Source organism: Streptomyces sp. NPDC001222 (genome assembly GCF_042896945.1).
In the GTDB taxonomy this organism is placed as follows: Bacteria; Actinomycetota; Actinomycetes; order Streptomycetales; family Streptomycetaceae; genus Streptomyces; species Streptomyces gibsoniae.
The window spans coordinates 38,821-53,844 of sequence record NZ_JBIAXT010000025.1; the positions used below are offsets into that span (position 1 = coordinate 38,821).

The following is a 15,024-nucleotide window of genomic DNA, read 5'->3' on the forward strand; positions in this document are numbered from 1 at the left end:
CCTCATCTGAGTCACTAGTGTGCTGTTTCTAGACGCCGGCCGCGATCGGGCTTTCCTGCCTCTGTGTGGCCCACCGCACGGCCGGCCCCATTATTAGCCCGGTCGCGAGGAACATAACTCCAAGAACCATCCAGCCCGGAGCTCCATAATCGACCACGAGTGGAATCAGAACGGCGGGGGCAACCATTTGCGAGAACGACATGCCCGTGTTAAAGAAACCCTGATACTGGCCGTGCTTGTCTGGAGGCGCCAACTCGTAGCTTAGGAATGATGACGCGGCCGACTGCACCATCTCGGCGTAGGCATGAACCGCGGCCGCCGCAACGAGAGCGAGCACCGCAGTGGTTGCCGTGCCCCACGAAGAAGCCGCGAAACACGAACATGCGATAAGGAGCAATATTCCGGACCATCGCCAGTGACTAACCGCTTTTAGAACCGAGTCGATACGGTGGGCAACTTTCACCTGGAAGAAGACCACGGTGACAGTGTTGAAAAGCACCAGGATCGCGACCATGGAAATCGGAGCTCTCGTGTGATGGACTATCCACAGAGGCAATGCGATCTCAATTATCTGGAAGTGCAGCATCATTGCCATGTTAATCACGGTGACCAAAGAGTAAGGGTGGTCTCGGAGCACAACCAACTTAGGAGGCGCCGTCGCCGAGCCCGCTCTAGAGTTGCGTGACGAGGTCTTGGGCAGTCGCATGATGATGATGGGACACAGCGCGAGACAGAGCGCATTGAATGCCATGACAAACAGATATGCTGAGGGGGAATCGATAGCCAGCGCGATACCCGCCACACCGGTTCCGAGTCCCATCCCGACATTGCCGATGGATCTCAGATAAGCCCTGGTCTTTACCGCCTCGTTCCCCCTGATGACATCGGCCAACGCGGCCTGGCGAGCCGCACTGCCACCACCCTGGAACAGGGAGATGAGGCATGCAGATGTCAGGAATAGGATAAACGAGTGGACAAACAGGTACCCCGTACTAGCCACAGCCGCCAGGCTGAGCAGGGCGGCCGCCGTCTCGCGAGGCCCTTTCCGATCTGCGAGATACCCGAAAGGAACACCAGAGAACAGGCCGCAAACGGCTGCGGCGGTGAGCCCAGTTCCGAGTTCAGTGAGGGAAAGTCCAACAACCCGAGTGAAGTAGATGGCTGAGCACGCGACAAAGGAACCTCGACCGGTGGCGTTGGCCAGCGAGACGAGGGCTAGGATACGGGCATTTCGCGAATCCGGAAAAGAAATTTTCATCATGTGCGACGGAAGTTTCCAAGTGGGTGTGGCAGGATCAGGTGGTCTGCTAACGTGCTGGGGTTCCCTCATACTGGGGCGGCCAGCCCCAGTACCAGAGAGAGGCTGGCCGCACGAATGCCTTTAACTAAAGGACGATGGCCATCGCGAAGCCGTCATAACCAGTAGCGCCCACGGTCTGTATGGCCGTCGCGTCTACTCGAGGGTCGTTCGCAAGCATTTCGATAAACTTGCGCACGCCGATGACCTTGGGGTTGTCGCTGTCCGTGTTAACGACTTCCCCCTCCCGGACAACATTGTCTCCGTAAATAAGCGTGCCGGGACGGGAAAGCTTGATTGCCCAGTCAAGGTACTCAGGATTGTTCGGCTTATCTGCGTCGATGAATATGATATCGAAGGGGCCCTCGCCTGCCGCAGCGATCTGAGGCAGTTGCTCGAGAGCCGGCCCCACCCTGAACTCCACAGTCTCCGACAGGCCCGCAGCCGCTACATTGGCACGTGCGACCTCCGCGAACTTAGGACTCAGTTCCAGGGACAACAAATGCCCACCCTCACGCAGGGCCCTGGCCAGCCAGATAGTGCTGTAGCCGGCCAGGGCGCCGATTTCAAGGATCTTCTGGGGTTGCATAAGCCGAGCAAGCAGATGAAGGAACTGCCCCTGGTTGGGAGTGACTCCTAGATTGTGGCTTTCTTCGTATGCCTTGTTCAGATGCGGGTCACGGGTGGGCACCATGGTGTCCCAAATGAATTGGTCCACTTCGACCCACCGGTCCTGTCCCGGAAAGAACGTATTCTGTGCCAGGACTTCCTTGGAAACCTCGGCGATGGTCGGCCACTCTTCACTGCTCATGCTTCCTCCGTACGTGATTTATTGTGCTGATGGGTCTGGCGGTTGAGAGGTCGAGTTCCTGTCCGCCATCGGACAGCTCGGCTTGAGACGTCGGCGCAGCGAACTGAGATCGAATCTCCACGCCATCGGCCATCTGTCTGCGAGAACCGACCAGTCGGCGGCACCGCCTTACATTCCACTTCGAAGATTCTCATGGCGACTTCCTGAAACCCCACGAGTCTGACTAGCCAGGTGCCGGGTGAACACGGCTTTGAGCGCCGGCGGGTCACCACTCCACAGATCCGGGACGCGCCATTTGCGACAGACAGCGCCCTCGCAATCGCCTCGTGTTGGCCAGCAATCAAACTTGAGTCATGGCAACCGCGGGCCACTTCTGGCTCATTTCAGCGCCCTTTAAAGGCTACTCAGCTGGACCACTTCGTGTTTTCATAGAACCACTGGGTGGCCTGCAGAAGATTCTGCTCAACGTCCGCTTCGTTTTCGCCGCTGACAATGATCGTAGCGATCTCTCCGTTGGTCCCGCGCATCGCTGAGTAGCGGCGCCCTGCCGGACTAGCTCGATAGTCAAGCACCCAATCGAAGGGGCATTCCTGCGGAATCACTTCGAGGAACCCCGGTTGAGGAGATATTACGACGTGCCCAACAAAACCACGCTGCAGCTCCTCGGCAACTGGCCACTGCGGGGTCCCACGGCCGCAAAAAGCCCGCACCGCGGCCATTTTGAAGTCGACGCCAAAGCCGAAACGGCTCTCTTCGTAGACCGACAGACCGCCGATGCGCGCACCCACCTCACCCATAACGAGCTGTCCGTCAGGGCGCTGAAAAATCTCGACGTAGAACATTCCGTCGGGGCCGAAGGGAAGCGCCGTCTCCAGCATCTTCCGAACGAAGGCAACGATCTCCTGCGAGAGGGCGCTCCTGGCATCCAGCAAAGTGCTTGCCATGTGCCGACCATGGAGGAAGTCGAGGTGGGTACCAATATAGCGGCCCACGTTCATGAAGTGACACTTACCGTCGGCATAGAAACCGTTAATGTGGTACTGCTCGCCGTGAATGAACTCCTCGAGCAAGAGTTCCGGCATCATGTCGACCGGAGAACCTGAGAAGCAGCCACCCTCCAGGACCCGGTCAAGCTCCTGCTCTGACCCAATCACGAAGGTATGCATCGACCCTGCACCACAGGAAGGCTTCAATACGACCGGGTAGCCGACCTCGTCAATAAAGTCCATGACCTCCAACGCGTTGGAAACCTTGCGATCGCGGGGCACCAAAATACCGCTCTCGGCAGCACGCTCTTTCATGAGGATCTTGTCCCGCATGTAGATGGCGTCCTTAGGCAGCAAGCCCGGAATTCCATGCCTTTCACGGAGTATGGCGGCCCGCATCACGTCAACTTCAGTCATGGCCACGATACGTGTAAACGACCCACCGCTGACCAATGCGTCGGCAGACTTCAATACCAGGTCGTTAACCGCATAGTTTGAGAACCCGTAAATATCCGCGAAAGCGTCGCCGTAGTTTTCTGCGAGCCAAACTGCGGTGTGATCTTGGTCGATTCCTGTGACAAGGGTCGCGGAACCCCCAGTGGCCTCCAACCACTCTTCAGGCGTGTTCCTCAGAAGCACCTTGAGATTGCAGAAGATGAGGTTCGACATACCATGTTTCCTGTTTGCGGGAGGGAGCTAGTAGTATTGAAATACTTCGCCACTAGGAGCATTTATTGTCGGCCTTCGCCAATGAATTAGTGGGCGAAGGCCGGCCTTTCGGGAGCAGTGACGGGCCCAAGTAACCGTTCACGCTGAGAGACCGATGCGCGGTATGACGGAGATCGTTCCGCAACCGACGGCTATGTGGGTTGCTTCGTCATAAAGGCGTGCTCCACTACAAGAAAGATCGGCGTCAGGGCGAGGGATTGCTGTTGGTCCCGATGAGGCGACAGCCCCACTGGACACGTCCAGCCCGCACGGGTCGACAAGCGCGTGAAGCCTCTGGTGGGTACTGGGTGATCTTGGTTGTGAACCCGTCTACCAGGTCACGCATCTGTCGAACCAACTGACCTTCTCACGCCGTAAGTTGGCAGAGGCTCGCTGCCTACCGTTCTTCGGTGACGCATAGATGGTTCCTCGTACGACGGCAGCTGATATTCCGTCTGGCGGTCGCCGGCGGCATCTGAATTCACGAGGTGCCGCCTTATTTATAACTGCGCTAAACGACGACATAAATTTGCTTTTGGAATTCTTTCCAAGATCGTTCCACACCCAAGGACTCAACGCAATAGGGTGTGACATACGTCACATCGTCGCCCAAGATATTGCAATGGAATCCTCCCTTGTTCGGCGCACTGCGGGTTGCCGGGCCTTTTGATTCCGCCCCATGGAAACCTAGTTACCGGGTCAACTGGAGGCAAAAATCAGCTTCACAATACGGACGTATGGTCGACAGGTAGGGTGAATGGAACCTTTCGATGAGGTTGACAGGCGGTTACGGGATGATCATGCTCGGAGCGTCATCCGGATGACAGATGCCCTGTGAATTAGTGCTCGCGCAATGGGGCGTTCCGGGTAAGGCCGAGACCCCTTGCTTTCTGTGGCGACCTCCTGCCACCTTTGTGTGAGAAATGTGAAAGGCATCACCGTGGAGCATCGCATTGCGCGAAGGGTTGCCAGTATTGAGCGATCCGCGACGATGGCGCTGGCCGATCGAGCTCGTTCACTAAAGGAAGGCGGACGAAAGGTCGTCAACCTCGCCGGCGGAGACCCGTACTTCGCGACACCAAAACACGTCGTGGACGCGGCCCAGGGCGCGCTCGAGGAAGGCTTCACGCACTACACGTCGAGCCGTGGACTGCCCGAGCTGCGTGCCGCTGTGGCGAATCGCCTCCAGCTCCGATCCGGGGTCACACGTGATCCCGAGCGCGAGATCGTGATCACGCCGTCGGCCAAGCATGCGGTCTTCGTGTCCCTCATGGCGGTGCTCGATCCCGGCGACGAGGTCCTGATTCCCACCCCTAGTTGGGTTAGCTACGGGCAGATGGTGCGCCTCGCCGGAGCTGAACCCGTTTCCGTACCGCTGTGCGCCGATGACGGGTTCACGCTCTCTCGGGAACTCCTGGAAGCAAAACTGACGCGGAAAACGAAAGCGATCGTGCTCAACTCGCCGACCAATCCGACTGGTAGGGTTCTACGCGCATCCGAACTGCGTGATGTCGCCGATTTCTCGGCGGCTCACGATCTGGTCGTCGTCTCCGACGAGATATACGAAGACATTGTCTTCGACGAAAACAGACACTGCTCACCTTCTGAATTTCCGGAATGTGCGGAACGAACACTGGCCGTCAGTGGCTTCTCTAAGAGCTATGCCATGACCGGCTGGCGGCTCGGATATGTTTCCGGGCCGCAGAAACTGATGAATGCTGTACTCAAAGTACAGGAGCACTCGGTCGGAGAAGCGGGATCCTTCATTCAGCGCGGAGGTGTGGCCGCACTGACGGGCGACCAGTCACCGGTGCGGCGCATGGTAGAGCAGTACAATCGCCACCGGGAATGGGCGCACGCCGCTTTGTGTCAGGTACCCGGGATCGAATGCGCTCTGCCCGATGGGGCTTTCTATATTTTTCCCGACGTTTCCGGGCTTGGATTTCTGGATTCTGACGCCTGCGCCCAATGGCTCATCGAGAAAGCCAGTGTCATCGTCACCCCCGGTTCGGCCTTCGGGCCTGGCGGCGAGGGGCACATCCGTCTGTCACTGGCGGCGTCCACAGCCACGGTGGAAGCCGGAATCAGCCAGCTGTGCGACGTCCTTTCCACGCTCGACTGAAACACCTGACTCCGTATCCACTTGCTTGCACGGGAGGAATCATGCAGCACCAGTCGACGTCCAAGAGGGTTCGCGTGTTCGACACGACCCTGCGCGACGGGGAGCAGGCCCCGGCAAACGGCATGACACCGGACCAGAAGTTGGAGATGGCCCTGCGCATCGAGGCGCTGGGGGCTGACTGCGTGGAGGCGGGCTTCCCCGCTTCCTCCCCCAGCGACTTCGAGGCAACGCGCAAGATCTCGCGTGCCCTCACCAATTGTCGGTTCGCCACGTTCTCCAGGACTCGTCGCGAGGACATTGACCTTGCGGTTGAGGCCGGGGGCACCGATAACCACGAGGTGCAGATGGTGGCGACCGGCAGTGACATTCACCTGAGGTACAAGCGCGGCATCAGCCGCGCCGAGGCTGTCGCGGAAGTATCCACGGCGGTCGCGCACGCGGCCGCACTCGGCATCACCCACATCTCCGTCGGGATCGAGGACGCCAGCCGCAGCGACGACCAACTCCTCAAGGAACTCACGGAGACGGCTGTCTCGTCCGGTGCGACCTGCATCATCCTGGCGGACACCACCGGCTGCATGGTCCCGAACGAGTACGGCGAACTCATCGGCAAGATCCGCAGCTGGGTACCCGACACCACGCGTGTCTCCACCCACTGCCACGACGACTTTGGTCTCTCCCTCGCTAACGCCCTGGCCGGACTCGAGGCCGGCGCGGACGAAGTGCAGGTCACGCTCGGAGGAATCGGCGAGCGCGCGGGCAACACTCCTCTGGAGGAACTCGCGGCTGTACTTTCCTACAAGAGTGATTTCTACGGTGCGCACACCGACATCCGCCTGGACGGCATGTACGAGGCCTACACCGCGCTGAGGGAGATGATCGCCCTGGCGGAACCCCGGAACAAGCCCATCTTCGGAACCTACGCTTTCGGCACGGTCGCGGGCATCCATCAGCAGGGAATCCTCAGCAACCCTGCGACCTACGAGTACGTGGAGCCGGCCGTGTTCGGTCGGGAGCGATCGCTCCTGATCGGCCGCCACTCCGGCCGCAGCATTCTGCGCCACCTGCTGGAGGGCTTGGACGCGCGTCTCACCGAGACCGAAATCGATGACCTTTACCGCAGGCACATCGCGGAGCGTCGTGGCAGTGACTGCGAGGACTTGGGGGTTCTGCGCCAGCGGCTCGCCCTTGAGCTCGGCCGTCGCGAGGTGCCCCTGGCGCCCGGACTCAGGCCTGAATTCGCTGGGTGACGGGCGCCGACACATGAAGTACACCTATCTGGGCCCACCCGGAACCTTCACGGAGGCAGCGCTGCTGAGCCTGCCGAACGCCCCGGGGATACAGACGATGCCCCGCGCTACCGTGCCAGCCGCGCTGTCAGCCGTACGCTCCGGCGAGAGCGACTACGCGGTAGTCCCTCTGGAGAACTCCGTCAAAGGCGTCGTGCCGGCCACCCTGGAGGAGCTCGTCACCGGTGACGGCCCCCTGCGTATAGACGCCGAGGTGCACCTGCCCGTGACCTTTCACCTCATGGCGCACCCGCAGCACACCCGCGAAGGCATCACCACCGTGTTAAGCCACCCGCACGCGCACGCCCAGTGCCGCAAGTGGCTAGACCTGCACATGCCTGATGTCGACACCATCTTCTCGACCTCCACCGCTGCCGCGGCGCGGACGGTCGCCGAAGGCCGTGACCAAGACGTGGCGGCCATCGCGTCGAGTGCTGCGGCGCAGTCCTACGGTCTGAAAGTGCTCGCCTCTGACATCGGCGAACATGCCCACGCCGTCACCCGTTTCATCGTCGTCACGGGCGGAGGGACACCCCGCGTCCGCACGGGAGACGACCGCACCACGCTGGTGGTGTCGGCCGAGGGTCTGGCCGCTGGAGTCCTCGTCGAGATCCTCCAGCAGTTCTCCTCGCGAGGAGTCAGCCTCACCGGCATCCAGTCCTGGCCCACCGGTTCGGAGTTGGGCAGCTACTACTTCTTCCTCGACTTGGAGGGACACATCCAGGATCCAGCGGTGACGGACGCCATCGCGGCGGTCAGGCGCCGGGCAACGGCCGTGCACTTACTCGGTAGTTATCCACGGCACCATGCCGGCCGACCCGGGAGCCTGCGGCCGCAGATGGCCGCCCTCTGAGCCGTCGGCCCCGCCCCCGGTGCCACTGATCAGGGCATCGAGAACTCCTCTGCACGAACACCGACACAGAACTGGCGACACCGCACCGATGCACACATCACTGGCTCCGCACCACACGCTGTCGAGCGACGATCCGTGGACCGTCGCCGTCATCGGCAGCGGCCCGCGCGGCATCAGTGTCCTGGAACGCATGGCGCTCCGCCTGGCCCAGTCCCCGCCGTCGGTTCCGGTGGCCATTCATCTCATCGACGCGATCGAAGTGGGCTGTGGGCGTATCTGGCGCACTGACCAGCCCGTGCACCTGCTGATGAACACGGTGGCGGACGAGATCTCCATGTTCTCCGGCCCGCCGGAGCCGGGGGAAGGGAGCAGGCCCGGGGCGGGACCCTCGCTCGCGCAGTGGTGGCAGCAGCACGCGACGGGCTTTCAGGGTCCCAATTCCTATGCTCCGCGGGCCTTGTACGGACGCTACCTCCACTTCGTGCTCGAGAGCATTGAGGCCTCACTGCCAGAGCAGGTCACGCTGGTACGGCGACAGCAGAGGGTCATTCGCTTGCGCGGCGACGGCGCCGGGGGATACCAGCTCGAGCTGGGGGACGGATCCGGTATGGCCGCGCACCGCGTGGTCCTCACCACGGGGCACGCCCAGCCGCGTCTGACTGGGCAGTCCCTGGACTTCCGGAGGTTCGCCTCTCGGCGCCCGCATCTGAGGTACGTGTCGGCCGGTCCGGCGGCCGAGATGCGCCTGGACAAGCTGCCGGGTGGCTCTCCGGTGGGCGTGATCGGGCTGGGGCTGACCTTCTATGACGTAATGGCCGCCCTGACGGTGGGCCGGGGTGGGCAATTCAAAGAGACAGCCGACGGAGAGCTGCGCTATGAGGCTTCCGGGGACGAACCACGCCTGTTCGCCGGGTCACGCAGCGGCATGCTAATGCCGGGCCGAGGGGTGAATCACAAGCCACTGGACGAGGTGTACGCCCCCGCCGTCTTCACCGAGCAGCGCGTCGAGCTGCTGAAGGCGGGACCGAGGCTGGACTTCGTCCGCGACGTCTTTCCCTGGCTGCGCGCGGAGATGGACCTCGTCTCCACCCTCGCGCACAACCGACTGAGTGCGTGTTCGGCGCAGCGAGAGCACTTCGTCCATGCGGTGGCCCTCGCGGCGCGTCGGGCGTGCCCCGACATCGCTGTACTGGCAAACCGGCACGGGCTGATTCCCATGGCTGCCCCCGACCTCGACGCGCTGGCCCTGCCCTTCGGACGGCGTGCCTTCGCCGGCCCGGATCACTTTCACCGCGCGCTCCGAGAGGTGGTGGAAGCAGACCTTCGTGAAGCCGACCTGGGCAATGTCGCCTCCCCTCGCAAGGCGGCTCTGGATGTGCTGCGGGACGTACGCTGGCTCATCTGTAAGCTCGTCGATTTCGCCGCGCTCACCCCCTCCTCCCACGAGCAGGACTTTCTGGGCTGGTATGCACAGCGGAGCGCCTTTCTCGTATCCGGCCCGCCACGCATCCGGCTGCGCCAGGCACTCGCACTGATCGACAGCGGTGTGCTGACTGTGCTCGGGCCGGACACCCGCTTCGCTGTGGACGAGACGCGTGACTGCTTCGTCGGACACTCGGGTTCCGTTGAAGGCTCGAGCGTGCTCCTGGAGTCGGTGATCGATGCCCGTGTGCCGCCCACCGATGTGCGCCTGGACGATTCACCGATGATGGCGGACCTCTACGCCCGCGGCGTCGTTCAGCCCTACCGCAACGTCTGGGATCCGTCCCACGGCCCGGAAGAAGGATTCGAGACCGGGGGTGTGGCGGTCACGCACACGCCTTACCACCCCTTGCCGGCCACGGGGGAGGCGGACCGGGGGATCTGCGTCTTGGGTATTCCCACGGAGCACACCCGCTGGTTCATGACTGTGGGCGGGCGTCGCCCCGGTTTCTGGTCGCAGTTCGACCAGGACGCGGACGACGTCGCGATGAGCGTCCTCGTCGGCGCCCGCGTCCCCGATCCAGTGTCGGCGCACGCCGGGCAGTGACCAGAGGACCTCGCTGCGCGGGGACGACGAGAGAAGGATGGATGAGCATCAACACCTCGCAGGAACAGACGTTTCCGCCTGTGCGGACCTGCCCTTTCAGCCCTCCCGAGGAGTACGCGCGGATGCGTCGGGAGGAGCCTGTACGGCAGGTCACGCTCTGGAGCGGGCAGCGGATCTGGGCAGTGAGCCGGTACCAGGACGTGCGTACGGTCCTCACCGATGAACGTTTCAGCGCGGACATCACGCGCGAGGGCTTTCCCCTCATGCGTCCCTCGGTCGGGCTCGCCTTCCGCTCCGTCGGGCGCCGGAACTTCATGCGCATGGACGGCTCTGAGCACAGCAGGCTACGCAAGATGGTCGCCCAGGACTTCACCGCAAAGGCGGTCGAGCGCTGGCGGCCCGAGATCGAGACGCTGGCCGACGGCATCATCGACCGGCTCCTGACCTCAGGGAAGCCCTTCGACCTGGTCGGTGAGATCGCAGAGGAGATACCCACCCGGGTCATCTGCTGGATGCTCGGCATCCCAGAGCAGGACCGCGCCTACTTCCGTGACCTCACCCAGCGGTACATGTCGACGCAGTCGACACCCGAGGAGACCAGGCACGTCGTCGAGAGCCTGATTGCCTACCTGGACCGTCTCATCGACGCCAAGTGCGAGAGGCCCGAGGACGACATGCTCAGTCGGCTCGTCCATGAGCACCTGCTCCCGGGCGACCTCGATCGCGAGGACCTCAACGCGACCGCGCGGCTGATACTCGTGGCTGGTCACGAGAGCAGCGTGAGCATGATCAGTATGGGCACACTGGCTCTTCTGCAAAACCCCGGGAAGTGGGAGGCCCTTCGTTCCGACCCGAGTCAGCTGGCCGTCGCGGTCGAGGAGCTCCTGCGGTATCTGACTGTCGTGCACCAGACCGCTGTGCGCGTGACTGCGGAAGACGTCGAGATAGGCGGAGTGGTGATACCGGCGGGGCAGGGGGTGATCGCCCTGACTTCGTCCGCCGATCGTGACGCGGACTTCTTCGCCGACCCGGACACCATCGACTGGGCACGCGGAAAGCTCCGTCAGCACTTCGCGTTCGGCTACGGACCGCACCACTGTCTGGGGCATCTGCTGGCCAAGGTCGAGCTCCAGGTGGTCTTCGCCGCCCTGCTGCGGAGGATGCCGACTCTGCGACTGGCTGTGCCCTTCGAAGACCTCGAGTTCAAAGATGACCAGTCGATCACCGGGGTCACCCGACTGCCCGTCATCTGGTGACCGACTGAGCCCACCGTGCGACTAGCCCTGGCGCTCCGCAAGAGAGAAGAAACATCAATGCCAGTCATCGCCCGCATGATTCCCTCGCCCGTCGCAGTGATCGTCCAACACGGCGCACTAGACAGCCTTCCAGGCATCCTGTCCGACCACCGCATCTCGACCATGGGGCAGGTGGCCGTCGTCGTCAGTGCCGGATTCGGCGGGGCCCTCCGAGCCCGAGTCGCTCCCCTGCTGCCCGACGCGGAGTGGTACACCGTGGCAGACGGCACTCTTGCCTCGGCTGTGCGCCTGAGTAATGAGCTGAGGAGGGGGCGTTACGACGCCGTCGTCGGGCTGGGGGGTGGCAAGGTCATCGACGCGGCCAAGTACGCTGCCGGGCGGATCGGGCTGCCGACCGTCGCCTGTGCCACCAACCTCGCTCATGACGGCATCTGTTCACCGGTGTCTATCCTCGATGACGAGTCCGGCCGTCAGTCCGTCGGTGTGTCCTGTCCGATCGTCGCTGTCGTCGACCTGGATGTAATCCATGAGGCGCCGTCTCGCTACGTGGCCTCCGGTGTGGGCGAACTGCTCTCCAACCTGTCGGCGGTGGCCGACTGGGAGCTTTCGCACGCCGAGACCGGTGAGGAGATCGACGGTCTCGCCACGGCCATGGCCCGCGGCGCGGGACACGCGATATTGCGGCACACTGGCAACGTCCATGAGCCCGGCTTCGCAGCACAGCTTGCCGAATCTCTCGTCATCTCGGGCATCTCCATGAACATTGCCGGCAGCACGCGGCCGGCCAGCGGTGCGTGCCACGAGATCTCCCATGCCCTCGACACCCTCTACCCGACCCGTCGCGTCCAGCATGGAGAGCAAGTCGGTCTTGGGGCCGCATTCGCCTCCTACCTCAGGGGAGACAAAGACCTCGCGGGTGAACTCGTGTGCACGCTCAGGCGCCACGGCCTGCCCGCGACTGCGGCCCAAGCCGGCTTCTCCTCCGCGGAGTTTGCGCGAGCGGCCCACTACGCGCCGCGAACCCGTCCGGGCCGGTTCACGATCCTTGAGCACCTTGACCTCAGTGAGGCGGACCTGCGGCTGGCCTACGGCGAGTACCTCGCGTATGTCGACGTCTGATCGGTCCCATCACAAACCCATCACTCACCGAAGGAGAGCACACACTGTGCAACCCACCTACGTCCTCACCGACTCCGAACGCGATGAACTCTTCGGCGCACTTCAGACGGTCACCGAGAACCCCTACGCGGATTACAGCGCCTTCTCCAAGGCGGTCGCGGTCCTGCGCGAGGGGCCGCTGGTGCCCTCCGCCTTTGTGAACGCCTGTCACAGCATCCGAAACGAGCGGGAGAACGGTGTTTCGGATGCCCATGTCCTGCGCAACTGTCCGCTGGACGTCGATATCCCCGTGCTGGACCACGACAACCCTCTCGCCGACAAGTACGCGAAGAAGAACACCTTCATCGGGGAGTCGCTGATGGAGCTCTTCGCCCAGCTCACCGGCACCCCCCTACTCGCCTACGCCTCCCGGTTCAACGGCGACTTTTTCACCGACGTGGTCGCCATCAACCGCTACAGCGGCAAGCAGACGGGCTTCAGCGACGGCGAGCTCGTGTACCACAACGACAGGACCGCCCACCGCGTCCGCGCCGACTTCATCACCCTCCTCGGAATGCGCTGCCCGAGTGAGGAACTGGTGTACACGGGATTCGTCGAAGGCCGGGCACTGCTGGCGCACCTGAGTGCGGAAATGCAGCAGGTCCTGCGGAATCCCTGGTTCGTCACTCCGTTCGACGTCTTCTCCAAGGACAACAACAACAGCCTGACCGTCTCGGAGACGCATCCGATCCTGGAGAACGACCACAGCTTCCGATACCTGGACAGCCACACCACCGTCGCGCCGGACAGCCCGGTGGAGGCGAAGGACGCGCTGCTCGCCCTCAAGAATGCGCTCGCCCGCGCGGAAAAGAAGCGGCACCGCATCCTCCTCGGTGACCTCTTCTCCTTCGCCAACCAGGACGGCCTGCACAACCGCGAGAAGATCGACGTGCAGGACGCGCAGCGCGCCAAGAGCCGCTGGCTGCTGAAGACGTACGCGTTCCGCGACGAGAGCAAGGCCCAGCCTCACGAGATGACTTGGGTCGACGGAGTTCGCGGACTCGTCGCCGACTAGGAAGCGCACCAGGACAGACACGCGCGGACACCGTGCAGAGTGGCCGAACGTGCCCCTGTACCCGCGCCGAGCACACACTCGAAGGAACCTCTATGGGCCAGACCCTTGCCCAAAAAATCTGGGACACGCACGTCGTACGGTCTGTCGACGAGCACACGGACCTCCTGTACGTCGATATGCAGCTGCTGCATGAGGTCAACACGCCGCAGGCCTTCGACGATCTGCGTGCCGCCGGCCGGACCGTGCGCCGGCCCGAACTCAACTTGGGGACCGAAGACCACAACACTCCCACTGTTGCCATCGACAAGGTGATCCAAGACCCGGCGGGACGGCGGCAGACCACCCTGATGCGCAGCAACTGCGAGCAGTTCGACATCCCGCTGCTCCGGCTCGGCGACTCCAGCCAGGGGATCGTCCACGTGATCGGCCCTGAACTCGGATTGAGCCGCCCAGGCATGACCGTCGTCTGTTGCGACTCCCACACCACCACCCTGGGCGCATTCGGCGCCCTGGCGTTCGGTATCGGCACCGCGCAGGTCGAGCATGTGCTCGCCACTCAGACGCTTTTGGAACAGCGTCCCGGGGACATGCTCGTGACCATTACCGGCCAACTGAAGCCGGGCGTGACCGCCAAAGACCTCGTCCTGGCCCTCATCGCGCAGATCGGCACGGGGGGCGGACAGGGGCACATCATCGAGTACCAGGGCGAGGCGCTGCGCCACCTGTCCATGGAATCCCGGATGACCTTGTGCAACATGTCCGTCGAGGCGGGGTCGAAGGCCGGGCTCGTCGCCCCGGACGACGTGACGTTCGACTATCTGGCGGCCTGTCCTGGCATGCCGACGGGCGCCGACTGGGATCACGAACTCGCCTACTGGCGCACCCTCCGCTCCGACGACGACGCGATCTTCGACCGGCACGTCACTATCGACGCCAGCTCCGTGGCCCCCCAGGTCTCCTGGGGCACGAACCCGGCGCAGTGCGTCCCCATGGACGGTCGTGTTCCAAGCCCTGCGGACTTCCACGACGCGGCCGACCGAGTCGCAGCCGAACGTGCTCTCCGTTACATGGACCTCACCCCGGGCACAGCGATGCGGGACATATCCGTGGACACCGTGTTCATCGGTTCCTGCACCAATGGGCGCATCGAAGACCTGCGGTCCGCTGCAGACGTACTGCGCGACAACCAGGTCCACCCGGGGGTACACCTGCTCATCGTGCCTGGCTCGGCCCGGGTCCGCGCGCAGGCCGAAGCCGAGGGATTGGACGAGGTATTCCGCCGCGCGGGAGCGGACTTCCGGCCGGCGGCCGGCTGTTCACTGTGCGCCGCGCTCAACGAGGACCGGCTGCGTCCGGGGCAGCGCGCCGCTTCCACAAGCAACCGCAACTTCGAGGGACGCCAAGGGAAGGGGTCGCGTACCCATCTCGTCTCACCCGCCGTCGCAGCCGCCACCGCTGTCGCAGGACACCTCGCGCAGCCTGCCGATCTCTGAGCACGAG

11 protein-coding genes are annotated in these 15,024 nt (G+C 63.1%); 8 read left to right on the top strand and 3 right to left on the bottom strand.

Annotation, left to right across the window (positions count from 1 at the left end; translation table 11 throughout):
- Positions 1-28 precede the first annotated feature (28 nt).
- The 3 genes from ACFY2Z_RS28600 to ACFY2Z_RS28610 form a co-directional block, all read right to left on the bottom strand.
- Complete coding sequence (locus tag ACFY2Z_RS28600) at positions 29-1,261, bottom strand: MFS transporter (protein ID WP_390746966.1); 1,233 nt, start codon at positions 1,259-1,261, stop codon at positions 29-31.
- Positions 1,262-1,385: 124 nt separating this feature from the next.
- Positions 1,386-2,108 carry an O-methyltransferase gene (locus ACFY2Z_RS28605; RefSeq protein WP_390746967.1) on the bottom strand — a complete coding sequence of 241 codons (723 nt, stop codon included), beginning with the start codon at positions 2,106-2,108 and terminating at the stop codon, positions 1,386-1,388.
- 404 nt (positions 2,109-2,512) lie between these two features.
- On the bottom strand, positions 2,513-3,763 hold the full coding sequence (locus ACFY2Z_RS28610) for an acetyl-CoA carboxylase biotin carboxylase subunit family protein (protein WP_390746968.1): 1,251 nt from the start codon (positions 3,761-3,763) through the stop codon (positions 2,513-2,515).
- 964 nt (positions 3,764-4,727) lie between these two features.
- On the opposite strand from ACFY2Z_RS28610, the gene ACFY2Z_RS28615 reads away from it, so the two are divergent.
- The 8 genes from ACFY2Z_RS28615 (at position 4,728) to leuC (ending at position 15,017) form a co-directional block, all read left to right on the top strand.
- Positions 4,728-5,924 carry a pyridoxal phosphate-dependent aminotransferase gene (locus ACFY2Z_RS28615; RefSeq protein WP_390746969.1) on the top strand — a complete coding sequence of 399 codons (1,197 nt, stop codon included), beginning with the start codon at positions 4,728-4,730 and terminating at the stop codon, positions 5,922-5,924.
- Positions 5,925-5,998: 74 nt separating this feature from the next.
- Entirely contained in the window at positions 5,999-7,174 is a 1,176-nt protein-coding gene (locus ACFY2Z_RS28620) for a LeuA family protein (protein ID WP_390746970.1), read from the top strand.
- 13 nt (positions 7,175-7,187) lie between these two features.
- The gene (pheA, locus tag ACFY2Z_RS28625; RefSeq protein WP_390746971.1) at positions 7,188-8,066 is read left to right on the top strand and encodes a prephenate dehydratase; all 879 of its coding nucleotides are present in this window, start codon (positions 7,188-7,190) and stop codon (positions 8,064-8,066) included.
- Between the two features lie 88 nt (positions 8,067-8,154).
- Complete coding sequence (locus tag ACFY2Z_RS28630) at positions 8,155-10,095, top strand: FAD/NAD(P)-binding protein (protein ID WP_390746972.1); 1,941 nt, start codon at positions 8,155-8,157, stop codon at positions 10,093-10,095.
- A gap of 41 nt (positions 10,096-10,136) precedes the next feature.
- Entirely contained in the window at positions 10,137-11,351 is a 1,215-nt protein-coding gene (locus ACFY2Z_RS28635; protein WP_390746973.1) for a cytochrome P450, read from the top strand.
- A gap of 57 nt (positions 11,352-11,408) precedes the next feature.
- Complete coding sequence (locus ACFY2Z_RS28640; RefSeq protein WP_390746974.1) at positions 11,409-12,470, top strand: iron-containing alcohol dehydrogenase family protein; 1,062 nt, start codon at positions 11,409-11,411, stop codon at positions 12,468-12,470.
- A gap of 46 nt (positions 12,471-12,516) precedes the next feature.
- Complete coding sequence (locus ACFY2Z_RS28645; protein ID WP_390746975.1) at positions 12,517-13,524, top strand: TauD/TfdA family dioxygenase; 1,008 nt, start codon at positions 12,517-12,519, stop codon at positions 13,522-13,524.
- Between the two features lie 92 nt (positions 13,525-13,616).
- A complete protein-coding gene (leuC, locus tag ACFY2Z_RS28650; RefSeq protein WP_390746976.1) occupies positions 13,617-15,017 on the top strand; it encodes a 3-isopropylmalate dehydratase large subunit in 1,401 nt (466 codons plus the stop codon).
- The last annotated feature ends 7 nt before the right edge of the window (positions 15,018-15,024 follow it).